We start from the raw sequence: 23,902 nt of genomic DNA, 5'->3' as shown, positions 1-23,902 counted from the left end.
TCAAATCAAACAGAGAAGCCCTCATGCAACGGGCTTCTCTGCTAATCATTGTCTAAATTCAGGAGAGTATCGGATGCATGGAATCATGTGTATATATGAAAATTTCATCTGTTTGTAGAGATCACTTGTTGCTATGATAACACAAAATATAGGATTCAGTCCTGTTATTTGCTCAGGAAATGTCGAACTTTGCATGTACATTCTTCATTTTATTCTTTATAAATTGTACGAAAATAGAATGCAGGTTTTGACAACCCCCATCAGCTATTGGTAATCTTTATTTTAGAAGAGAGTAAATCAAACTATTATTCCCTAAAAAAAAATGATCAGGCGCTTGGAGGAAACAACATGACACAATGGATCACAGAATTCATCCTGTTCTTCAAAGATTTGTCTTATGCCGGTATAGTCATTGCCCTGTCCTTTGAATTTGTACCTGCTGAGCTCATCCTGCCGCTGGCGGGCTATTGGGTTTATCTCGGGGACATGAAGCTGGTTTTAACGATACTGGCGGGCACAGTCGGAGGAACCTTTGGTCCTTTAACGTTATATGCAATCGGCCGGTTCGGCGGGAGACCCTTTATTGAAAAATACGGCAAGTATATTTTCATCCGTCCCCATCATTTAGTGGCGTCCGACCGGTTTTTCGAGAAATACGGCAGCGGCGTTGCGTTTTACGGGCGTTTTATCCCCGGGGTTAGAACTCTAATTTCCGTACCATGCGGTATGGCTAAGATGAATGTGTTAAAATTCAGTATCTATACTTTTTTGGCTATGCTGCCTATCACTTCACTGTACGTTTACCTGGGATATAAGCTGGGCGCTCAATGGGAGCATGTGGACGAAATTATTAAGCCTTACATCATTCCGACAGCAGCGGTCTTCATTTTGTGCTTCGGATGCTACGTCCTTTTGAAGCGGTACAGAAACAGGCAGGCATAGAGCATTAACAATCCGTAATTCAGGAGGAACACATGGAAAACTTAGTAACCTGGCTAAAGTATCTGCTGCTCGGGATCGTTCAGGGGGTCACAGAGCCGATCCCCGTCTCTTCGAGCGGACACCTGATTATCGCGCAGCGTCTGCTGGGGATGAAACAGAACGGGCTGTCGTTTGAAATCTTGACCAATACGGCTTCGCTGATCGCTATCATGTTTATTTTTCGCAATGATATCAAATCGTTAATCACAGGTGCTTACCGTTACCTGCAGACGCGCCGTACAGAGCATAAGGCTGATTTCATGTTCTGCCTTTACATTGTTATCGGTACAATTCCGGCTGCCGTTGCTGCAGTGCTGTTCAAGGACACTATAGAGCGGGTATTTACTTCAGTACATACTGTCTCTATCAGCCTGCTGGTTACAGGGGTTGCCTTATGGCTGATCCGTAATCTGCGGGGACAAAAAAGGGACGGCAACCTTACCGTAAAAGATGCCCTTATTGTCGGACTGGCTCAGGCGGTAGCCCTGATTCCCGGGATTAGCCGTTCAGGCTCGACGGTGATTGCCTCCATTGCCGTTGGCATGAAGCAGGAAACGGCACTGAAATTTTCCTTTATGCTCTATATTCCAATCAGCATCGGCGGCCTGATTCTGGGGGCATCTGATATTGCGAACGATCCGAACCGGGCGCAGCTGGCTATCCCCTACGTCATCGCATTCCTTACAACACTTGTGGCCACCTATTATGCGATGCGCTGGTTCATCGGCATTATGGCCAAAGGCAATCTGATTTACTTTTCGTACTATTGCTTTGCTGTCGGTACACTCTTACTGATTTTTCTCTAGGCAGAAAGGTGAGCGTTAACGATGAACAGACCAATCCGTTTTGGAATCATCGGCAGCGGCTGGCGGGCGGAGATGTATCTCAAGCTGGCTGACCTGCTTCCGCAGCAGTTTCAGGTGAGCGGTGTAATGATTCGTAATCCTGCCAAATACCAGCAGCTGATCACTAAGTGGAATCTCACCGTGTATAGCTCGGTGGAACGCCTTGCGGCAGATAGTGATTTTGTGGTGCTGGCGGTGTCCAAATCCGCTGCGGCTTCTCTGCTGCTGGAGCTTCACGCTTTGGAAGTCCCTGTGCTGGCTGAAACACCCACTGCCTCTACTCCTGCTGAATATGAGCTGCTGCGTTCTGTTGCCCTGAGCAGCCCGTTGATTCAGGTGGCCGAGCAATATCCGCTGCTGCCGCATCATCAGGCGCGAACCGCCTATATCGGAACAGGCGGGCTGGGACAGATCGGGCATGTGCAAGTCTCTGTAGCACATGGCTATCACGGCATCAGCCTGATCCGCGAATGGCTCTCCGTCACAGGCACAGCCTGTGACATTACAGCCCGCCGGGTTGCAGTTCCTATAATGGACTTCTCCTACCGGGGGCAGGAAGCGGAGGACATTATCAAGACAGAGCAGCAGGATATCGCTGTTATGGTTTTCCCCTCCGGCCAGAGTGCCGTGCTCGACTTCACCCGATCCCAGTACTTCTCGCCGCTGCGTTCAAACCGCGTCCTGATCCGCGGGTCGCACGGGGAAATACGCGATAATGAGATTGTACGCCGGCTGAGTCCGGATGAGACGGAGTACCTGAGCTTGGTGCGGGTTCAGTCCGGTCAGGAGGGCAGCCTGGACAGCCTGGGACTGCGCGAGGTACGGGCAGGCAGGCGGTGCCTGTTCCGCAATCCGTTCGCTGCCGCCCCGCTTTCGGATGAAGAAATCGGGATCGGCCACGCGCTGCTGAATATGGCTGTGTTCCTGAATACGGGAGTGTCCTCGTATGCTCTGGCCGATGCCTTGACGGATGTGCGGCTGGCGTTCGCAGTCGATGAGGCTATTGCGTCAGGGAGTACTGTTACTGTGGAAGATGAGCTTGAAGCAGATAAGTAAGGGGCTAGACGTTAATTGGTCTGGAGCAGGACGCCAAGCCTGAGAAAGAGAGGCGTTTTTGCCTCTCCTTCAGCTAAGTCCCGCTGACAATAAAAAGCCCATGAGAAGGTTAGACAACCCTTCTCATGGGCTTTAGACTTTCCTGTTCATAAATCCCCGTTACTCAAAGTAACACTACAAATCCAGTCAGCCCAGCTGCAGCTCCAGCACACTGAAGCCGGTAGGACGGAGTATGGACAACGCTGCAGTACGGGCAGAAGCATCCTTAGCTTCAGCTGCACTGCCGGCATCCACCGGCAGCTCCACGAACACCGTCCGCACCTCTCCCGGCGCCAGATCAGGAAGCTGCTGTGAGATCACCTCACCGCCCGCTATAGCAGCGGACAAGCTGTAGCCTCTCACCGTATAGCTCGGAATGTCATTCCGGCACTCCAGCGTCAGCTCAAGCCCGCCGTTCTTCCATACCGGCCCTCCGGCAAGCACGAGCGGTGAAGACTCTTCCCGCAGAGCGGCATAGGAGGGCTTCGCCTGGTTATACAGATCAACAGAGCCATGGACTCTTTGCATGAACCGGCCGGTTCCTTCCTCACCCATCTGTGTACGGTAATCGTTCAGGCTGAAATAGATCAGCGCAGCAAATTCCGGATAACGCCGGTAAATGGCTGTTTTATCCTTAAGAATCTCAATTCTTCTGGCATCCCCGCCTTCAAAGGCAGGCTCGCACAGCCCGTATTCTGCTACAACGAGCGGCTTGTCCGGATGATCGGCGATGATCTGCCTAATGACCTCTTCCTCATCCAGATCACCGTGCCAGGTGCCGATATAGTCATTCCACATCAGCATATCGCCTGCCCCCGTAGCATCGGACGCCGGCTGAAGCTGCAGCGTATTGCTTACATAGTTCACCAGCCGGGTTGAATCAAGCTGCAGAAACTCCTCTTTAAGCTCCTTCATATACCCGTTCGTTACCGCCGATTGGCCGTCCAGCTCGTTGCCCATTCCCCAGGCGAAGATGCATGGGTGATGCGAGTGGCTGGCAATCATTTCTTTCGCCTGGCTTAAGGCAAGCAGGCGGGTGTCCTTCCCCGGTTCAGCCGGCTGCTGCCAGTGCGGAATCTCCTCCTGGACCAGCAGGCCGTTGCGGTCGCACCAGTCCAGCAGTTCATTGCCCTGCTGCCAGTGGAAGCGGGTGATGATGCAGTTGGCTTCTTTAAGCCTGACCAGCATGGCTGTAAGCTCTTCAGCCCCCTCGGCCATCCCTGCATCCGGATGAGAGCCGGGCATCCACTCCACGCCCATCAGCCGTACCGGTTCCCGGTTAAGCAGCAGCTGGTGGCCCTCCACCACAATCTCCCGGAAGCCAAAGGAACGGACAAGCCGGTCCTGCGTCCCGCCGCCGGAAGTCAGCACAATCTCAAGCTCATACAGATGCGGGTGGTCAAAATGCCATAGCTGCACTTCATCCAGCCCGATTTCGGCAAAACTCCAGGCCAAAGCCCCGGCTGTAATCTCCTCTCTCCCTTGCCAGACTATGACTTCATTGCGGTAAACCTTTTTCTCCGCCTGGACATCAGCAGCCGGCGGCTCACACAGCTTAATCTGTGCAGCTACCGTTCCGCCTGCAGGCTTGCCGTCGGCGCTGAAGCTGACCTTGGGCTCTACCCGCAGCTGCTCTACCGCCGTGCTGCCCGTCACCACCAGCGTTACCGGCCGGATCAGCCCGCCGTCATCTGCCCAGTCAAAGCTGTTGCTCACAGGGAGAGCCGTGTCACTGTTCCGGTTGTCCACTCTGATCACCAGCCTGTTGTTCCCGCCGGCCAGAATATACGGTGTAATATCCGCTTCAAACGGCGTATAGCCCGAATTATAATGACTGCCGGCCAGTGTGCCGTTCACCCAGATATCCGTATCCCGGTAGGCCCCTTCAAAGAAAATCCGGAACCGGCGGCCGGCACATTCCCCGGGAGCCTCCAGCAGCTGCTCATACCAGCCTGCGCCGCGGAACTCCTCAAGCTCCTCCTGCACATTCCAGGTATGGGGAACGGAGACCGGAACGGGAGCCGGCAGGCCGGCGTTGTGCCAGCCCTCCATTTCGCCCTGGTTCTGAGGATCGTGCTGGAACCTCCAGCCCGAATCCAGTTTTGCTGTGTATCGCCCGCTGTTAATCAAAGCATCCGCAACCCTTCATGTGAGATATATTGGTGGTCAACCGAAACTGTTACTCTGCTGCTTCTCTGCATAACCGGCTGTGGATTACAGCCCCCTGATGATTCGGCTCCAGCTCCAGCGCCTGCTCCAGCTCGGCACCGGCCTCTTCCGTACGGCCCAGTCCCAGCAGCCCCAGTCCGCGCATATACCGGCAGTGAATCACATTCCGGCGGTTCAGGTCATCCTCGAACACAAGGAAGTCCGGCAGGGATACAGCGAAGTAGTCAATTTTGATCTCGTCAAAGATATGCTTCTCCGCATAATCGATCAGCTTGTTGAACCGGCGCTTCGCTTCCTTCACGTTGCCAAGCTTATGCCAGGCCAGCCCTTGATAAAAGATCATTTCCGGCGGCTGGTCATTATAATACATCGCGCTCGACGGCTCCTCCAGCCCCTGAGAAGCAATCCTGTAGCTCTCCGCAGCCAGCTGCTCCTGCCCGAGGCCTTCGTGCGCCAGTCCTATATAATAGTAGATATTATTTTCCTGTGCCCCTTCAAGCTTGCCTTCTCCCAGATTCAGCGGATACACCAGTGCCTGCTGAAGGTGGGCCAGCGCTTCCTCCTGGCGGCCTTCCTTAAGCAATTGCTTGCCAAGCTCCGTATGGGCAAATTTATATTGTCCGGTTACCTTGCCTTCTCCGCCTTCCCAGGGATGGAAATTACGGGAATTCAGTGCCGCCAGGGCCTCATCGTACCGCTCCAGATTGTTAAGCAGCGTAACATATTCTACAAAAAGATCGTCCCGCTGCTCTACCTGGCTGCGCTTAGCTTCGAGTATATCCAGCCGCTCCTGTGCCGGTAAAGCCAGCTTCTTGCGCAGCTGATCCAGTTCAAACAGAATCCGCACATCCTCCGGTGTGCAGGCATAGGCTTGCACGAGTGAATCCATCGCTGCCTGCGGATCACCCTGTTTGTTGAAATAGGCAAGGCCAAGATTACGGTGCACGGTTGCAAAGTCCCCGCGCAGCTCACGTGAACGCTCCCAGCCGGCAATCGCTTCTGCCGGACGTTTTTTATCATAGAAGAAGTTTCCAAGATAATAGTGGGCCTTGTCATCCTCCGGATTGGCCCGGACGGCGCTTTCCAGCAGACCCAGCTCGAACAGTGTATTAGGGAAGCAGTAGGCAGGGTCGGCAGACTGTCCGGCACGGCGCTGCGTCTCAGCCAGATCAGAGCGCCCGGCAAGGGCATACAGCTCACCCAGGGCATAATGGACCATCGGATACACAGTACCTTCGGCCGGAACAATTCTTAACCCCACTGCTATAGCTTCCTCCAGCAGGCCGCAGCCCATGTAATCGGCAATCAGATTCAGATAGTTATGCGCATCATCGCGCATCAGCAGACGAAGCTCCGCCAGCACACCTTCTGCAGCAGCTTCATCACCAAGTGCAGCAATTGCCAGTGCCTGCTCATTATAAGCGCCGAAATCTGCAACATCGAGTCCGGTTGTCTCCTGCGCATACGCCAGGGCCTGCTCATGCCGTCCAAGCTTGCGCAGCATAGCCGCTTTCAGATCACGGGCCTTGTAGTTGCGTGAATTGCGGACCAGTGAGCGCTCAGCCAGATCCAGAGCCTCAGCATATTCACCCTTGACGCTTGCGATCTGGGCAAGTGAGAAGTAGCCGGCATCCTGCCAGGCGGCAGACCAGACCGCTTTGTGGAATGCGTTAAAAGCTTCATCTAACCGGTTCTGGCCGCGCAGGGCCACTCCCAGCTGGTAGTAGGCTTCACTGTCGTACGGATTCGGATTTCTCCAGGTCAGCCGTTCAATCGCTGTACGGAAATACGCTTCACTCTCACGGTACAGGCCACGGCGCAGCAGCAACGTTCCGTATGCCACATTCAGGCGGATATCGCCTCTATCACGCTTTAAGCCTTCCAGGTAATAATCCTCCGGCTCAAAGGTGGCGTGCCGGTATTGCTCCAGATGCAGGCCTGCCAGGTACAGCTCCTCGGTGGAGCGCAGCTCATGCGGCTCAGCGAGCGGCTTGGCGGCATCCGGGACCTGTTCAATATCAGGACGCTTCGGCTGATAAGCAATGAGGAGTCTGCCGTCAGCAGCTCTGACCGTCAGCTTCAGATCATGCTCCTGCTCACCCGCATCCAGCGTTACACTCTCCTTAAAAGCATCCTCGTCCTTCGGAGACAGCTGTACCGACCGCTCGATATACGTCCGGTTTGCTCCCTTCAGCACAATCGTAGCCTGCTCCATTACCGAAGTAGCATACGCCTGAACCTCAGCCCGGCCGGATGCAGCATCCACCTCCAGGTTAACCGCTGCTTCGATCGAAGCATTTTTAACAACGCCTATATTTTTGTAAGGCATAAAATACTGCGTAAAGGTCTTCTCCTCGTAAGGCTGCAGCCAGGTGAAGTCAGGCTGGTTATCGGTATACACACCGGTCATCAGCTCAATATACGGTCCGTCCTCATCGGTCAGCTGGCGGTCCCAGGCCTGTCCGAACTCCCCGTTTCCCCAGGTCCATTGCTTTTTGCCCGGTGAAACATGATGGCTTGCTACATGCAGCAGTCCTGCCTGAACGCCGTGATCGTAACCGCCTACGAAATTATAATCCGATTTGTAGGCCATATAAGAGGTTGGCACAGGAATGTTCTTGTAGCGGGATATATCTACGCCTTCCGAGTAATCCTGTTTATAATACGTTCCGGTAGCGATTGGAAAACGGGACACATCGCGTTTGCCGTGATCGAATACAGCTGTTACGTCCGGAGGAAATACAGATTGCGTATGGTCATTGACCGCTACCGCCGGGTTGGCCCACCATAGGAAGGTCTGCGGCTCCGCCGTCCGGTTATACAGCTGGGCATTAATCTCCAGGTAGGCTTTGCCGGGATACAGCTTGAACTCCGCCGTCACCTTGGTGCCGTACATCCGGTCTATTTCGCTTACCCAGACGGAGGCGCTTCCATCCTCTGACTGCAAGAACCGGTATTCTACCGGACCGAAGGTGTTGGGACGGTGATGCTGCGGCCAGTTGAACTCAATGCCTCCGGAAATCCACGGTCCGGCCAGACCCACCAGCGCAGGCTTGATCACCCGGTTGTAATAGACAAAATCGTAGTTGTTGGTTTTATCGATTGCACGGTAGATCCGGCCGCCGATTTCCGGCATAATCTCGATCCGCACATATTCATTTTCGAGAATGACCAGCTTGTAATTTTTGTCAGCCTTCACATCCGAGATGGACTCAATTACGGGATGAGGATAGACTCTGCCGGTGCTGCCCTGATAGACCCGTTTCTCCAGGAACATCGGATTCGGGTCCGCCTTCCCCGCTTCATACGTAGGGATAAGCACCTCTGATTCCCATACTTTCACCTGTTCTGCCGCTGCTGGACTTCCTCCGGGCGTATGAGTTTTTATTGTCTGATTCATGTCTGCATTAGCCTCCCTTGCTTTTATAGTTCTACTTTAGCCCCCAGCGGTGAAGGTTCCAATTGACGAAATGCGGGAAGTGATGGATTATATTCATATTCGGCAAGAAGTAAAATAAGGAGGCTCACCAATGGCCAGCCGCATGATACAGAAGCGTGAAGGCTTCACAGAGGAGAAGCTGTACGTTCTCCCCGATTACTGGATGAAGGAGCTTGAGCAGGAGGAACTGACTTCAGACTTGTATGTTACCGATATCGGATACTTTCCCACCGCGCAATATCATTACCGTGAGCGTCCTGAAGGGACTCCGGCGCATATTTTTATTTTTTGCGAGAGCGGTGAGGGCTGGGTAGAGCTTCGGGGCGGGGAGCGCATGCTGCTGCGTGAAGGGGATATGGTGATCATTCCCCCGGATACCCCGCACAAGTATGGTGCAACGGCAGAGAACCCCTGGAGCATCTACTGGTTTCACTTCAATGGAGATCACGCCGCACGGCTTGTCCGGCTGTTCGGCCTGTCTGCAGCCCCGCTCGCCCTTTCTCCCAGCGGAATAGCGCGGTTCGCCGAGTGGTTCCACCCCGCCTATGAGCTGCTGGCCGAGCGTACCTACTCCCTGACCTCGCATGTTCATGTGGCGCAGACCACCCGGCAGCTCCTATCCGGCATCGGTCTGAATACCAGCAAATCGGCGCAGGAGAAAAAACGGGAGCAATATCTGGAGCAGGCCATAAAGTACATGAACCAGCATCTGGAGGAATCGATCCGGCTAACGGATCTGGCCCGGCATGTCGGCTTATCCCAGCAGCATCTGATTCACCTGTTCAACCTGGAGACAGGGGTTCCCCCGATCGAGTACTTTCTGCGGCTCAAAATCCAGCGGGCCGGCCAGCTGCTCGATCTGACGGAGCTCAGCATCAAGGAGGTTAGCTCGGCTGTCGGAATCAGCGACCCTTACTATTTTTCCAGACTGTTCAAAAAAATGTCCGGCTTCTCGCCCTCCCGCTACCGCAGCATCCCGAAGGGCTGAGCCTTTACTGCGGGCCGCCGTCACCCTGCCTGCACATGCACAAGTGCCGGACAACAGGCAAGGGCCCTGCCGCTAATCCGGCAGAGCCCTCTTTTACCATATGCTATTTAACATCCTTACCGGTGAACAGCGAAACTCTCGCTTTAACCAGCTCTGTATATTCCTTCTCCATCTTCTCGGCACCGGCCTTGTTCAGCTCGGCAATGAAATCATCGTAGATTTTATCAAATTCAGCCGGACTGGAAAGGATGGCTTCCGGAATCCGTTTTTGGACAATATCCTGTGTCTTCTGGTAGATTACCTGATAGTCTCCGTCCGTAGGTACAGGCATGTTGTAGAGCGCGCCCCACTCTTTTACCGGGAATTCGTCTTCGGCAGGGAACAGGTCCTTCCAGGTGGTTGCGTTATACGCGGCCAAGGATTCCTTCTCCGCATCCGAATATTCGGCCAGAATCTGTTCCGGGAAGTTGGTTGTATAGTAATTATCCGTAGAATCCTTCACGCCGTCGCCATAACGGACTCCAAAAATGGAATACAAGCCAACTCCCGTATTTTTGGTGAAATTCCCCGCATCATTGACCTTTTGATCGAGAATATTGGCAGGCATCACCCGTTTTCCATTCTCCATATTGTAGGTTTTGCCTTCGACGCCCCAGTTTCTCAGCACCTGCCCTTCCTCCGAGGACAGCCAGTCCAGGAACTTGATCGCACGGACCGGATCTTCACAGGCGGTAGTAATGCTGATGCCGTAGCCGTCTACGCCAACAGCCTGCATCGCATGATCCTTGTATTCCTCACTCAGGGTAACCGGGAAATGCGCGTACGTATACTCGTCTTTCCCGGCAGACTTCAGGGCATTCTCCGCATCCTGGTACTCCCACTCCACTGAGCTGAGACCGAGCACGCGGCCGCTGGAGATTTTCGCTTTGTACTGGTCATCCTTTTGCACAAAAGAGTCCTTGTCGAGCAGTCCCTCATTGTACATGTGGTTCAGCCAGCGGAAATACTCCTTCTCCTCCGGTTTTTTGTAGTGGAGCATTGTCTCATACGTCTCCGGGTTCACAAAGTACTCTCCGTCATTGGCCCCGCCAGTCGTGATATCGCCCTGGTTGGTTACGGTAATCATACTCTTCCAGCCGTCACCGTTCAGTGTCATCGGAATTGTCGGCTGACCGTCTGTCGTCGGGTGCTTGGCATAATATTCTTTCAGCACCTTCTCATAATCCTGGACCGTTCTTACCTCTGGATAGCCCAGCTCCTTGAGCACCCGATGCTGAATCTGGAAGCCATTGGTCGCATCAAATTTCTGTTCGCCAACGCCGACATTCGTCGGAATCGAATAAATCGCTTCGTTGTCCTTGCTGTATTTCATCCGGTTCATGTTTCCTACCATGACTTTTTTGATATTGGGCGCGTGCTTATCGATCAGATCGGTCAGATCAACAATCGCCTCCGCATCCACCAGCTTGCCAATCTCTCCTTTGGCGAAAATAATATCCGGGTACTCGCCGCTTGCGGCCATCATGGAAATCCGGTCCTGCCCGCCTCCGCCGCCCACATCAAATTCCGCCTGCAGGGTAACACCGGTCTTCGCTATAATTTCTTTGCCCACATCGTCCTGCATGTTATTCCAGTTCGGGCTGGCATCCGCTCCAAAAAACGTGAAGGTTACCGGCTCCGTATCATTTCCGCTATTCCCGTTCGCACTGTCTGCGGCCTTGTTCCCGGAATTGCTGCAGCCGGCCGATACCAGCAGTAAGCCTGCAAGCAGTGCTGCCCCGAGCTGTTTAGATACCTTATGATTCATTCTGATAAATCCCCCTTTAGCTCTAATCTGATGCATAAGCTTCTTGAATGCGGTTGCAAACATCATCGCCTATCAGCGCTGCTCTTGGTGATGCTCTCATTTTACTCCGCGCCTTTGGCCGGATACCTTGATTTTCAGGTCATAAAATAGCATTATATAGACACGAATGCTCTATTTACCGGGAGGTCCCCTTGTGAGTAATGTCTATTTGAACTGGTTCACTACAGATGAGCAATTCCCGTTCTTTATCCAATACGGCGGCCATGCGGAGGACATGTCGCTCCATAAGCATGCGGACTTCTCCGAGCTGGTCATTGTGCTCAACGGGCATGCAACCCATGTTGTCAACGATGAGGAGTCTTTTATCAAAAAAGGGAATGTCTTCGTCATCAGCGGCGGCACTCCTCATGCTTACAAGACCCCTTACGATTTCAAAATCTGCAACATCATGTACAAAGCCGAGATGCTCAAATCTGCAGGTCCGGACCTCAGAACCCTGAACGGCTATCAGGCATTGTTCGTGCTGGAGCCGTTTTACCGCAGCATCAACGGGTTCAAAAGCAAGCTGAATCTGCCCATCGCCAGCCTTGAGCATGTCTCCGCGTTCATCGCTGCAATGATCAAAGAATACGAGGAGAAGCAGCAGGGCTACCAGACGATGCTCGCCTCACGGTTCATGGAGCTGGTGGTGTATCTGTCCAGGCACTATGAGAATCAGGAGGCCGGAACCGATAACAGCCTGATGCATCTGGCCAGCGCCATCTCCTACATCGAGGATCATTACCCTGAGCAGATTACACTGGAGGATATCGCCGCGCAGTCGCGGATTTCGGTCAGGCATCTGAACCGCATCTTCCGTGCTTACTACCAGACGACGCCGATCGCCTACATCCAGCGCCTGCGGCTGGAGCTGGCCTGTACCCTGCTCCGGGGGAGCAGGCATTCCATTACGGAGATTTCCTACATGTGCGGCTTCAATGACAGCAATTATCTGACCCGCCAATTCAAAAAAGCCTACGGCATGTCTCCGAAGGCTTATAGAGGGAGTTCTTGAATTAACGCGGAGCAACTCCGAATAAGCGTCGAGCCGAAGAAAGGGTGTATTGGAATGCAGTTCAAGTTGTATACGGATGTGCATGAGTTTTACAAGGATACCTATGATGTGCTGATGCGTCATGAAGCGCAAAATTTGATTCCTCTTGGCAATATCATCATGGGGCACGAAGGCGAAGACAAAACAGACTGGCGTGACCCTGTAAACTGGCTGATGGTAACGATTTCGGATGATAAGGGCATACAGCTTACCGCCATAATGACACCGCCGCACAATATTACGCTTTATGCAACAGGCAACAACATTAACCCGGAAGCTGTAAGCTGTCTGTTAGACGGGCTGAACGACCGTGAAATTCCAGGTGTGACAACCGAAAAAACGCTGGCTGAATATTTTGCCAAAGAATATACCTTGCGCAAGGGAAACACCTATACAACAACAATGAACCAGCGTATCTATGAACTGACAGCAGTAAACCCGGACATTCAAAAGCCCGGTACCGTTCGTTTGCTTGATAAAAAGGATATACATTTTTTCCCGTACTGGGCGGAAGCGTTCTATGCAGCGGGGACTTATGGCACAACAGAAATGTCCATCCCGCAAGAGGCGGCCCCTTACCTTTACCGGATAGAATCGAAAAAAATCTATATTTTAGAGGTCAACGGGATACCCGTTTCTATGGCAGGATATACAAGGGTAATGCAGACGGCGATTGGTGTGGCCTTTGTATATACCCCTCCATATGAGCGCAGCAAAGGATATGCTACTTCAATTGTGGCGCAGATAAGCCAGCTTGCATTGGAAAAAGGATTTACCAAGTGCGTCTTATATACAGACTTGGCAAATCCCACATCTAATAGCATCTATCAAAAGATTGGGTATACGCCCGTTTGTGATTCGCTCCAGTTACAATTTGAATAGTCTACTATAATTCTACTGGCTGTCCTGCTGCTCTGAGGGCTCATAATCGAACCAGTCAAAAGCTGCCGGAGCAGCTTGCCCCTCTGCAGAACCGGCCGCATACATAGCAATGAACACGCCGGTGAAACCTCCGGCAACCTCTGTACTGAGCAGATGCGTCTCGCCCCAGCCAAGGTCTATCGTGCTGCCTTGTGCTGTCTGCAGTGAAGCAACTATTTTCTTAGGATAAGCCTGTACCTTCAGTTCAACTGAACCTTCTGGACAATCCCAGGCTTGTTCTGTCTGCAGGGAGCCGATGGTTTTGCGGAAAACTATCTTTTTGCGGCCCTCTACTAGTGTTACGGCGAGATCATAATGATGTTTTTCGTTCATGAACACTGTTAATCCGGCTTCCTCCCCCTCATGCTGCGGCTCATACTCCATCGCCGCCGCGATGCTGCAGGAGAAGTGGCTGAGTCTGCGGCCGACAAAAGCGGGAGCACCAGCATTACTCAGGTTGGTCTCATGTCCGTGCAGCACCAGATACCCCGGGCGCTCCTGTAAGGACCAGCTGCCTTCCAGGGGATTGCGCAAAAAGGTCCAGTCGAAGCCCGGCCGGTTCTCGTTGAAATCGTCTCTGACCGGGGATGCCGGCCAAGTAGTCTGAGGCAGCTCCGGCGCTTCCATCTGCGGATCGATATGTGTATCGCGGCCGAATACCGGCCAGCCCTCTTCTGTCCAGGTGACAGGAGCCAGATACACCTCGCGCCCCAGATGGTGAGCCTTCGGATAGGCGACCGGTCTAATGCCCAGGCATACCGCCCACCAGCTTCCATCTTGCGCCTCGATCAGATCGGCGTGTCCGGCAGCCTGAATACTGCTGTCCATACTCCGGTTGGTCAGTACCGGATTGTGCGGACAGGACTCAAACGGCCCGTATGGCTGCCGGCTTCTCGCTATTGTCTCCATATGCCCGTATTCGGTGCCGCCTTCTGCGATCATGAGATAATACCAGCCGTCGATCTTGTACAGATGCGGGGCTTCCGGGTGAGCACCCCCGGTTCCTTTCCAGATATACCGGCTTTCCGTCAACATCTCTCCGGTTTCAATATCAATCTCACACTGATAGATAGCATGCCCTTCAGTCCCGTTGCACGACGACTGGAAGTACACGCGTCCGTCATCATCGAACAGGAGAGAAGGGTCTATGCCGCCCTGCTTGACCGGAACAGGGGCTGACCACGGTCCTTCCGGATTTTTGGTTTTGACATAGAAATTACCGACTCCGCTGACGTTGGTAGTGACCATATAGAACCAGCCGTCATGATAACGGATCGTCGGAGCGAATATACCGCCTGAGCTCCAAGCGTTCGACAGCGGCAGCTGCTCAGGGGTGGTCAGGCAATGGCCGATCTGCCGCCAATGGACCAGGTCCTTACTATGGAAAATCGGTACCCCCGGAAAGTACTCAAAGGTACTGGTAACCAAATAATAATCATCATTTACCCGGCATATGCTGGGATCGGGATGAAACCCGGGGATTACGGGGTTGCTGTATTGCATCGGCTGCACTCCTGTCCATTTGCTTGTTATTGTGTTTTTATTGTAACGGTCGGCACCGGCCTGAAACCTTAAGTTTCAAGTCATCAATTAGGAGGATACGGACATCAGGCGCACAGACCGGTTCCGTCCTGGAATGAAAACGCAGCGTATACAGCCACCTTTTATCCGGCAGCTCTCCCGCCTTTTTCCGAGCAAAAAGCACAAGACCCTTGAAGACACTGGTTCTTGTGCTTTGTTTTGGCGCTATAAGGGGTAACTGTTATTCTCCGGCAGGGTAGGGATCGATCGTCTGAATGGTTCCATCCTCGTTATATTTCAGCTCCGTATATTTCACACAGCGCTTGTGGTTCACACCGTCCGACAAGGAGCTGTCGTGGTAGAACAGGTACCATTTATCCTCAAACTGGACGATGGAATGGTGCGTGGTCCAGCCGATGACCGGGGTAAGAATGGTGCCTTTAAAAGTGAACGGTCCAAGCGGACTGCGGCTGATTCCGTACACCAGCTTATGCGTCGAGCCTGTCGAGTAGGACAGGTAGTAATAGCCGTTATATTTGTGAACCCATGGTCCTTCAAAATATCTCCGCTCCTCGTCACCGGCAGTAATCGGATTACCCTCCTCGTCGATGATCGAAATCTCCTGCAGCTCGTCTGCAAAGGAGAGCATGTCCTCGCTTAGCTTAGCTACGCGCGGTCCGATAGCCGGCTGGTCTGCAGGCGGCCCTTCGGTCTGCTCCGGCTGGAAGCTGCCGGTCTGCCACTTCTCCAGCTGGCCTCCCCACAGTCCCCCAAAGTAAATATAGGCCTGTTCATCCTCGTCCACCAACACAGCAGGGTCAATGCTGTAGCTGCCTTGGATACAGTCCGGCTCCGCTTTGAACGGTCCGGCCGGAGACGGAGAGGTGGCTACGCCAATTCTGAAGATTCCGTCCTTGTCCCGCGCCGGAAAGTACAGATAATACTGGTTGTTCTTGTACGCCGCATCCGGCGCCCACATCTGGGCTGAAGCCCATGGCACATCCCTCAGATGCAGCGCTTCGCCGTGGTCCACAGCAGGAGAATTGAAGTTGTCCAGCGACAGCACATGGTAATCCTCCATTTTATACTGGTCGCCGTTATCATTATCCGGCCCGTCATGGTCCAGGTCGTGCGAAGGGTAGATGTAGATTTTATTCTCAAATACATGGGCGGACGGATCAGCAGTATAAATATGGGTGACTAGCGGTTGGTTAGGTTTGACGCTGCTCATGATTATTGACTCCTTTAGGGTTATAGTGTGGTTTGAAGCCGGACTGCGGCTAATTCAATGGAATTTTTCCCTTTGATTCCGTCCGTTTGGCCGACTCAAGCGAATTCAACGGGATTTTCCCCTTTGATTCCGTCCGTTTGGCCGACTCAGGCGAATTCAACGGGATTTTTCCCTTTGATTCCGTCCGTTTGGGCCGACTCAAGCGAATTCAACGGGATTTTTCCCTTTGATTTCGTCCGTTTGGGCCGACTCAGGCTGATTCAACGGGATTTTTCCCTTTGATTCCGTCCGTTTGGCCGACTCAGGCGAATTCAACGGGATTTTTCCCTTTGATTCCATACGGTTGGCCGACTCAAGCGAATTCAACGGGATTTTTCCCCTTGATTTCGTCCGTTTGGGCCGACTCAGGCGAATTCAACGGGATTTTCCCCTTTGATTTCGTCCGTTTGGGCCGATCAGGCGAATTCAACGGGATTTTTCCCTTTGATTTCGTATGTTTGGCCGACTCAGGCGAATTCAACGGGATTTTTCCCTTTGATTCTGTACGTTGTTCCGTTTGTTCCGTTTGTTCGGCCACCGCATTCTATCCATGCGGGACAATAACATAAGCTGGCAGAGGACGTCTGCTCTAAACAGGCTCCCTCCCCTCCTCTGCCAAAAAAGATCTGCCTGCAGCCCAAAGGAGCTGCAGTGAAGATCTTAAATAGCTTATATCTTACTAGCTAATGTAGCCCTTGATCAGCCCGAGCGGCAGCGGTCTTGGCTGCTCGCAGCTGGTGGCAAGCTCTGCGTAACGCTTCGTATCCGAGCTGGTGTGGAAGGCATGCATAATCTCCAGTACGTGGTTAGCCAGCTCGCCGCACGCACGCGGACGGTTGCCGCTCGTGATGCAGTCCGCGATATCCGCTACGCCGATCCCCCGGCTGTTAACCGCGTAATTATGCACCAGCGGGATTTCCATGAAGCTGGTGCCGCCCGCCGGCTTCAGCAGAACCGGTCCGCCGAAGGTGTTGGGATCGGGAACAATCAATGTTCCCCGGGTTCCATAAATTTCGATGCGGGGCAGTGTACTGTCCCATACGTCGAAGCTGGTAACCATAGTGGCTACGGCGCCGCTGGCAAACTGTACGGTCCCTGCGACATGTGTCGGCACCTCCACATCAATCTGCTTACCGAATTTCTTTTCACTGGTAATGGTCCGCTGTGCAAAGGAGGTTTTGGTCATGCCCGCAACCGTTGCAGCCGGACCCAGCAGCGATACGAGTGCCGTAAGATAATAAGGCCCCATGTCGAACATCGGCCCGCCGCCTGCCTGATAATAAAATTCCGGGTCCGGGTGCCAGCTCTCATGCCCGTGGCAGACCATGAAGGCCGAAGCAGCTACAGGCTCACCGATAAAGCCGTCGTCAATCAGCTTGCGGCAGGTCTGGATTCCCGCGCCCAGGAAGGTGTCGGGGGCACAGCCGAGCATCAGCCCTTTTTCCGCAGCCAGCTCCACCAGCTCCTGCCCGTGCGCAAGCGCAAGTGACAGCGGCTTCTCGACGTAGACATGCTTACCGGACAGCAGCGCCTGCTTGCATACTTCGAAATGCCCTTTCGGCGTAGTCAGATTGACCACAATCTGAATATCCGGCGAAGCGAGCAGCTCCTCCGTAGTCCATACATTCGGCACACCGTATTTCTCCGCAGCTTCCTCTGCCCGCTCCTTAAATACATCCGCGCAGGCATAAACCTCCGTATTGACGAACAGCTTAGTCAAATTCTCAAAATAAATCCCGCTTATATTCCCGCAGCCGACAATCCCGACCTTTACCTTATCCAACGCAATCCCACCTGTTCATTGTTAATTTTAATAGCACATCTGCAGCTTTATTTCGCCGCCCATACGAACCCTCTGCGCATGAGCTCCTTCGCTTCCGGAATGTCGAAGATATCCGCATGGTGACCCAGCGAGTTGTAGAATACGCGGCCTTCGCCCCATTTCTTGGTGTACACAACCGGCACGGTAATTACGCCATTAGCGGAATGAGGGCCTTCGCTGACTGGAAACGTTGTGGTCGCCAGTACGTTAATGCATGGATCAACATGCAGGTAATACTGCTCGGACTTTACTTTAAAATCCTTAATTCCCTCGATAAGCGGACTGGAGCTGGACGACACCATGTTGACCACATAATCCACCCCGTCATTAAACGGATGGGCTACCCATTGTGATCCGGTCATAAATTGCCATTCCACACTGTTGCGGAACGAGTCGCACATCCCGCCGTGGCAGCCCGCCAGCCCTACGCCAGCTGCAACAGCCTTCAGTACAGGCTGCAGCTGCTCATTGCTGATCTCGCCCATGGTCCAGATTGGCACGATCAGACTGAGTCCGAGCAGCTTTTCCTCATCCTTGAAGCTGTCCAGCGTGTCGGAAATCTCAACTTCAAAGCCTTCCGCCTCCAGCAGTCCCGCGAATATTTCCGATACCTGCACTGGCTCATGCCCGTCCCAGCCGCCTCTTACAATCAATGCTTTTTTTGCCATGTCTATATGCTCCTTTATAATTTCTATAATTGGCTTCAACCTACGTTGTCCTCACCAGTTCCCTTTCATTGTAATGCAAGCGCTCTCGAACGGCTCGTCATTTTCATTGCCCGTATGGTCATTTTTTGCTATTATCTAATAAAATCTTACCGGCAGCACCAGTCGGCGTGCCTGCTTCCAAAGGAGCTGTTTTATGAAGGCTTTTCACGAAAACCGCATGTACCCTTCCCATTTGCCGTTCAGTTCCTGGCAGGTGAGTAACATCCATTTCTTGGCGCATTGGCATACGGATCTGGAGTTTGTATATGTACGCGAGGGTTCTATCCGGGTGGGGATTAATCTGGAGAGCCGTGTGCTCCACAAGGGGGATATGGCCTTTTGCAGCAGCGGGGATATTCATTATTACGACAGCTCTGACCGCGAATCAGTCATCCAGCTGGTTATCTTTAATCCCCAGCTGATCTCAAGCCCCGGCGGCTGGCCGAAGGAGGTGCGGCTGACAGACCCTTTCATCTGCACAGGTAGCCTCGACCAGACAGACCTTGCAGCCTCCGGGATGGCCGATATCCCCAGACTTATGCTTCAGCTGGAGCGTGAGCTTAACGGTGGACTGCCTCATTACGAGCAGATCATTACCGGCCAGCTGAACGAGCTATGTGGGCTCTTGCTGCGTCATCTCCCCACTGAACCCGCTGATCAGAAAAAAGACATGCGGCGGATGAGCAGCATGAAGGTGATGCAGAATGTACTCGATTACCTTGAAGATAACTATGCGGAGGTTATAACGCTGGAGGATGCGGCAGGGCTGGCTGAGATGAGTCTGTTCTATTTCTCCCGGTTCTTCAAAAGCACCACCGGTATGAGCTACATCTCCTACCTGAACCATATCCGGGTTAGCAAAGCGGAAGAGATGCTGCTGAACAGCGACAAGCCGATTATCGACATCGCCCTAGACTGCGGGTTTACAAATGTCCGAACCTTTAACCGGGTATTTAAGCAATTCAGGAATAATACGCCGTCAAGCTACCGGTGAGAAGGGCTGCGGCGTGTCCTGACAAGTCGGGAGCACCTGCCTACATGCCGCCGAAACTTCCCCCGCCCGGCATTTATATAGATTGAACTAATGATTTTTCTGTTTTGGGATTAACCGTGACTCCAGAGAATATTTGGACTTCCGGCCGCTGTTGTCTTCAGATTTCCTGATTTAAACCGCTTATAGCGGTAGAAATCCGAAGACTGCCTATGCTTCCGATGCGAGCTTTTCTACGAAAAGCTTTCAGGCGGACGCTACCGCTCCTACAGTTCCAGAATTCCCCTCCGCCACTCTTCCCTTAACTTAAATTTACAAGTTCAATCTATTTAGTTTGATTTCCTCCACCTAACTCTGCCGTTTACCAACTTTACCATCAATTAGTTGGATAATCGGCACTTAATTTAACCTAAATCCCTCCTACTGGGCAAAACAGCCAGATAAGGTGGCGTTTTTCCCACTAATCTGATCTGCCCGGCAGATTACCAGGAATTAGGTGACGTTTTTCCACTTAATTAAGCAGCCAAGCAGCCGAGCTCTCCATTACCCGCCTCCTGCAGATTTCCTCCAATTACTCCTCCAGTTACACACCTTCATATTCCTAACAAAAAAGAGCTCCCCAGCCAGTCATCCCCATGACCGCCAGACAGCTCCTCTCTTATCTCCCTTACAATCGCCCGCCTCTCCAGACTATTTTCCCTTCTCCTATCTACCCCCGTAAGTGCTGCGCCTTCCTCAGTCTCCCTACGTAGTCGCCCGCTCCACCAGGAAATACTGCAGCTTCTGCTGCGGCTCCCCTGTACCGTTCAGCCTCGTGAGCAGCAGGTGGAAGGCATTTTTCGCCTGATCAGCGATCGGATTATAAATGGATGTAATCCCCAGCGTATGGGCAAGCTCTGTATTGTCGAAGCCGACAACGGCCAGATCCTCCGGCACCCGCAGGTTCTGCCGGCGCGCCTCGCTTACGATGCCTGCCGCCACCAGATCATTGGAACAGAGAACGGCATCCGGCCGCTGCAGCGGATCTTCCACCGCCAGCAGCTCCTTGACCAGCTCCTCGCCCTGCCGGATAGAATGGATGCCGGTGCGGGACCACTGCGGCAGCTCTGCCAGACTATGCTTACGGGCTGCATCCTCATAAGCCTTCATCCGGCCTGATGTATTGATGCTGCTCGGTCTGCCGTAGGCATTGGCGATGCGTGTATGCCCCCGCCCGATCACATGCTCAAGCCCCAGCGTGTACCCGTCATACTGGTTCATCGCCACCGACGCAATCTGCGGATTCTCCATCCGCTGCCAGGAGACAATCGGCCCGTATTTACTGTAGCTGCCCAGCAGCGCAAGATCGTTGACGCAGGTGCTGATGACGAGGGCATCCACTCTTTTTCTGCGCATATCCTCGAACGCCTGCAGCTCTTTTTTCGGATCACCGCTTGAGGTATAGATAATAGTCTGATAGCCGTACTGGCTGGCCGTCTCTACAAAGCTGTTCAGGAACGGCAGCATCACCTCATTAATGCCCTCCGTTACCAGCCCGATTTGCAGCGTCTGCCCCTTGGACAGGGAGATGGCGTTGCCGTTGGGCACATAGTCCAGCTCCTCCATGATCGCCAGAATTTTGTCACGGGTCGGCTGGCTTACATGGCGGGACTGATTCAACACTCTTGATACGGTGGCTTTGGAAAATCCCGACAGCTTGGCGATTTGCTCAAGATTCGACATAGGTCTCTCCTTATATTCACAAAAAAGTTCTTGACATGTAACGCGTTTCAACATTTAGCATGCAATTATAGGACATATTAATAGCTTACCATAACTCTCACTACAACTATAAAAGGCGGGATTACATTGACAGTAAAATTTCCTGAAAACTTCCTGTGGGGCGGCGCAGTAGCAGCTAACCAGCTGGAAGGCGCATATAATGAAGACGGCAAAGGCCTGTCCACCCAGGACGTGGCTCCGCAAGGCATCAAAGGACCGATCACTGAAGCGCCTACCGAAGATAATATGAAGCTGGTCGGCATCGACTTCTACCACCGTTACAAGGAAGATATCAAGCTTTTTGCCGAAATGGGCTTCAAAGTGTTCCGTACCTCCATTGCCTGGACGCGGATCTTCCCGAACGGGGACGAGCTGGAGCCGAACGAGAAGGGCCTGCAATTCTACGATGACCTGTTCGACGAATGCCGTAAATACGGCATTGAGCCGCTGGTGACCATCTCCCACTACGAGACACCGCTGCACCTGTCCAAGCAGTATAACGGCTGGGTTAACCGTGATCTGGTCGGCTTCTACGAGCGTTATGCCAGAACACTGTTCACCCGCTACAAGGGCAAAGTGAAGTACTGGCTGACTTTTAACGAAATCAACTCCATTCTGCATGAGCCGTTCATGAGCGGCGGGATTTATACTCCTAAGGACCAGCTGAGCAAGCAGGATCTGTATCAGGCTATCCATCATGAGCTGGTGGCTAGTGCAACGGCTGTCAAAGTCGGACATGAGATCGACCCGGAAGCCCAAATCGGCTGCATGATCCTCAGTATGCCGACTTACCCGCTGACTCCTAACCCGAACGATGTAATCGCGGCAATGAAGTCCGAGCATATGAACTACTTCTTCGGCGATGTGCATGCGCGCGGCGTATATCCAGGCTATATGAAACGCTACTTCCGTGAAAACGGCATTGAGATTCATATGGAGCCGGGAGATGCGGACATCCTGAAGCATACGGTAGACTTTATCTCCTTCAGCTATTATGTAAGTATCTGCGAAACCGGCGACGACAACAGCCGCAAGCAGACGGAAGGCAACCTGTTCAGCGGTGCAGCCAATCCTTACCTGGAAGCAAGCGAATGGGGCTGGCAGATTGACCCGCAGGGCCTGCGCTACGTGCTGAATATGTTCTACGACCGCTACCAGAAGCCGCTCTTTATCGTTGAGAACGGTCTTGGTGCGAAGGATGTGCTGGTTACAGGCGAAGACGGCGTGCCGACGGTTAATGACGACTACCGGATCAAATATTTGAACGACCACCTGGTTCAGGTAGGCGAGGCGCTGGAGGACGGCGTTGAGATTATGGGCTATACCGCATGGGGCTGTATCGACCTGGTCAGTGCTTCGACGGCAGAGCTCAGCAAGCGTTACGGCTTCATTTATGTAGACCGCCACGACGACAACACAGGTACGCTTGAGCGTTACCGCAAGAAATCCTTCCACTGGTACAAGGATGTTATTGCTACTGACGGACAGAGCCTGAAGTAACAGCACCATTCACCTGTACAAAAATAAACCGCAAGCTCTCCATCATCCGGAGGCTTGCGGTTTTTAGTTACTTTATTAAAAAGCCGGCTACACCGGCATTCCATTCTGCAGCTCCATCATTGTGCGGATGGTCAGCAGCACGCCGTTCTCTTCGTTCGACTTCGTAATGAAGCCGGCCGCTTGCTTCGTATTCTCGCAGGCGTTACTCATGGCAAAGCTGTATTTGGCCGCGGCCATCAGCTCGATATCATTTTCCCCGTCACCAAAGGACATGGTCTCTTCCTTCGTAATGCCCAGCATCTCCTGCAGCCTTCTGACCGTCTCCCCCTTATGGGTACCCCGGGCTGTAATGTCCACCCATCTTGGCTCAGAATCAATAATATAGATCTGTCCAAGCAGGCTTTCTTCGATGTGCTGTCTGATCAGTGCGCTCCGGCCGGCATCATCGAAGACAGTAAGCTTAATAAATTCTCCAGTCACCGTGTCAAAAGAATCCGTTCTGCTTACATTCGCATAAGAATGCCGAACCAGATTGAAAGCCTCATCCGAAATCCCGCTGCTGACAAAAGCACCTTCACTCGTGCAGGCAATCAGAATCAGATTATCAGCAAAGGACCCAACCAATGAAATAGCCTGAGACGCCAGCCGGCGGTCCAGCGTAAATTCCTTAACCAGCACCCCGTCCTGCTTAATACGTGCAGCGCTGTCACCCAGAATCCATATGCCCTGCCCGCGCCCGCGGAACAGCTCCTCCACCCGTTCACACTGCTTGCCTGTGCAGGCTGCAAAAGCAATATTGTTCCTCTGCATCTCCCCGTACACCTCATCGAACAGGGCCGTATCAAAGGTTCCGTTATCATTCAAAAAAGTCCCGTCCATATCTGTAACAACCAGCTTCAGCATCTCTATTCCCCCTTAAAATGAAGTCGCTTCATGATGACTAATTTCAGTGTAACGGCTGGGACGCGTTTCATGTCAACTATGCAGAAAAA

17 protein-coding genes are annotated in these 23,902 nt (G+C 52.8%); 8 read left to right on the top strand and 9 right to left on the bottom strand.

Annotated elements, in window-relative coordinates; all coding sequences use genetic code 11:
- Positions 1-348 precede the first annotated feature (348 nt).
- From R70331_RS06625 to R70331_RS06615, 3 genes are read left to right on the top strand one after another with little or no spacing between them, the layout of a single operon-like run.
- Positions 349-942, top strand: a complete 594-nt coding sequence (locus tag R70331_RS06625) for a DedA family protein (RefSeq protein WP_042173918.1) — start codon at positions 349-351, stop codon at positions 940-942.
- 32 nt (positions 943-974) lie between these two features.
- Complete coding sequence (locus R70331_RS06620) at positions 975-1,787, top strand: undecaprenyl-diphosphate phosphatase (protein WP_042173917.1); 813 nt, start codon at positions 975-977, stop codon at positions 1,785-1,787.
- Between the two features lie 21 nt (positions 1,788-1,808).
- A complete protein-coding gene (locus R70331_RS06615) occupies positions 1,809-2,882 on the top strand; it encodes a Gfo/Idh/MocA family protein (RefSeq protein WP_042173916.1) in 1,074 nt (357 codons plus the stop codon).
- A 186-nt stretch (positions 2,883-3,068) separates the two neighbouring features.
- Here R70331_RS06615 and R70331_RS06610 read toward each other — a convergent pair whose 3' ends face one another.
- On the bottom strand, positions 3,069-5,051 hold the full coding sequence (locus tag R70331_RS06610; RefSeq protein ID WP_081947498.1) for a glycoside hydrolase family 2 protein: 1,983 nt from the start codon (positions 5,049-5,051) through the stop codon (positions 3,069-3,071).
- A 49-nt stretch (positions 5,052-5,100) separates the two neighbouring features.
- Positions 5,101-8,490 carry a DUF5107 domain-containing protein gene (locus R70331_RS06605; RefSeq protein WP_042173914.1) on the bottom strand — a complete coding sequence of 1,130 codons (3,390 nt, stop codon included), beginning with the start codon at positions 8,488-8,490 and terminating at the stop codon, positions 5,101-5,103.
- Between the two features lie 130 nt (positions 8,491-8,620).
- On the opposite strand from R70331_RS06605, the gene R70331_RS06600 reads away from it, so the two are divergent.
- Positions 8,621-9,517 (top strand): AraC family transcriptional regulator, encoded by an 897-nt coding sequence (locus R70331_RS06600; protein ID WP_231576416.1) that lies wholly within the window; start codon positions 8,621-8,623, stop codon positions 9,515-9,517.
- A 103-nt stretch (positions 9,518-9,620) separates the two neighbouring features.
- Here the strand turns inward: R70331_RS06600 and R70331_RS06595 are convergent, their stop codons facing one another.
- Positions 9,621-11,324, bottom strand: a complete 1,704-nt coding sequence (locus tag R70331_RS06595; RefSeq protein ID WP_042182268.1) for an ABC transporter substrate-binding protein — start codon at positions 11,322-11,324, stop codon at positions 9,621-9,623.
- Positions 11,325-11,517: 193 nt separating this feature from the next.
- Here R70331_RS06595 and R70331_RS06590 point away from each other — a divergent pair, with 193 nt between their 5' ends.
- A complete protein-coding gene (locus R70331_RS06590) occupies positions 11,518-12,378 on the top strand; it encodes a helix-turn-helix domain-containing protein (protein ID WP_042173913.1) in 861 nt (286 codons plus the stop codon).
- Between the two features lie 54 nt (positions 12,379-12,432).
- A complete protein-coding gene (locus tag R70331_RS06585) occupies positions 12,433-13,299 on the top strand; it encodes a GNAT family N-acetyltransferase (protein ID WP_042173912.1) in 867 nt (288 codons plus the stop codon).
- A 12-nt stretch (positions 13,300-13,311) separates the two neighbouring features.
- On the opposite strand, the gene R70331_RS06580 is transcribed toward R70331_RS06585, so the two are convergent.
- The 4 genes from R70331_RS06580 to R70331_RS06565 form a co-directional block, all read right to left on the bottom strand.
- Positions 13,312-14,841, bottom strand: coding sequence for a glycoside hydrolase family 43 protein (locus R70331_RS06580; protein WP_042173911.1), 1,530 nt, complete (start codon positions 14,839-14,841; stop codon positions 13,312-13,314).
- Positions 14,842-15,100: 259 nt separating this feature from the next.
- On the bottom strand, positions 15,101-16,090 hold the full coding sequence (locus R70331_RS06575; protein ID WP_042173910.1) for a glycoside hydrolase family 43 protein: 990 nt from the start codon (positions 16,088-16,090) through the stop codon (positions 15,101-15,103).
- A 718-nt stretch (positions 16,091-16,808) separates the two neighbouring features.
- Positions 16,809-17,912 carry a Gfo/Idh/MocA family protein gene (locus R70331_RS06570; RefSeq protein ID WP_042173909.1) on the bottom strand — a complete coding sequence of 368 codons (1,104 nt, stop codon included), beginning with the start codon at positions 17,910-17,912 and terminating at the stop codon, positions 16,809-16,811.
- Positions 17,913-17,959: 47 nt separating this feature from the next.
- Positions 17,960-18,619: a ThuA domain-containing protein gene (locus tag R70331_RS06565; RefSeq protein WP_042173908.1), complete on the bottom strand. Its 660-nt coding sequence runs from the start codon at positions 18,617-18,619 to the stop codon at positions 17,960-17,962.
- 193 nt (positions 18,620-18,812) lie between these two features.
- Here R70331_RS06565 and R70331_RS06560 point away from each other — a divergent pair, with 193 nt between their 5' ends.
- Positions 18,813-19,652, top strand: coding sequence for a helix-turn-helix transcriptional regulator (locus R70331_RS06560; protein WP_042173907.1), 840 nt, complete (start codon positions 18,813-18,815; stop codon positions 19,650-19,652).
- Between the two features lie 741 nt (positions 19,653-20,393).
- On the opposite strand, the gene R70331_RS06555 is transcribed toward R70331_RS06560, so the two are convergent.
- Positions 20,394-21,371: a LacI family DNA-binding transcriptional regulator gene (locus R70331_RS06555; RefSeq protein WP_042173906.1), complete on the bottom strand. Its 978-nt coding sequence runs from the start codon at positions 21,369-21,371 to the stop codon at positions 20,394-20,396.
- 126 nt (positions 21,372-21,497) lie between these two features.
- On the opposite strand from R70331_RS06555, the gene R70331_RS06550 reads away from it, so the two are divergent.
- Positions 21,498-22,910 (top strand): glycoside hydrolase family 1 protein, encoded by a 1,413-nt coding sequence (locus R70331_RS06550; RefSeq protein WP_042173905.1) that lies wholly within the window; start codon positions 21,498-21,500, stop codon positions 22,908-22,910.
- Between the two features lie 87 nt (positions 22,911-22,997).
- Here R70331_RS06550 and R70331_RS06545 read toward each other — a convergent pair whose 3' ends face one another.
- Positions 22,998-23,813: an HAD-IIB family hydrolase gene (locus R70331_RS06545; protein WP_042173904.1), complete on the bottom strand. Its 816-nt coding sequence runs from the start codon at positions 23,811-23,813 to the stop codon at positions 22,998-23,000.
- Between the last annotated feature and the right edge of the window lie 89 nt (positions 23,814-23,902).

This window comes from Paenibacillus sp. FSL R7-0331 (assembly GCF_000758645.1).
Lineage (GTDB): Bacteria > Bacillota > Bacilli > Paenibacillales > Paenibacillaceae > Paenibacillus_AQ > Paenibacillus_AQ camerounensis.
This window is presented reverse-complemented; position numbering and strand designations above follow the sequence as displayed.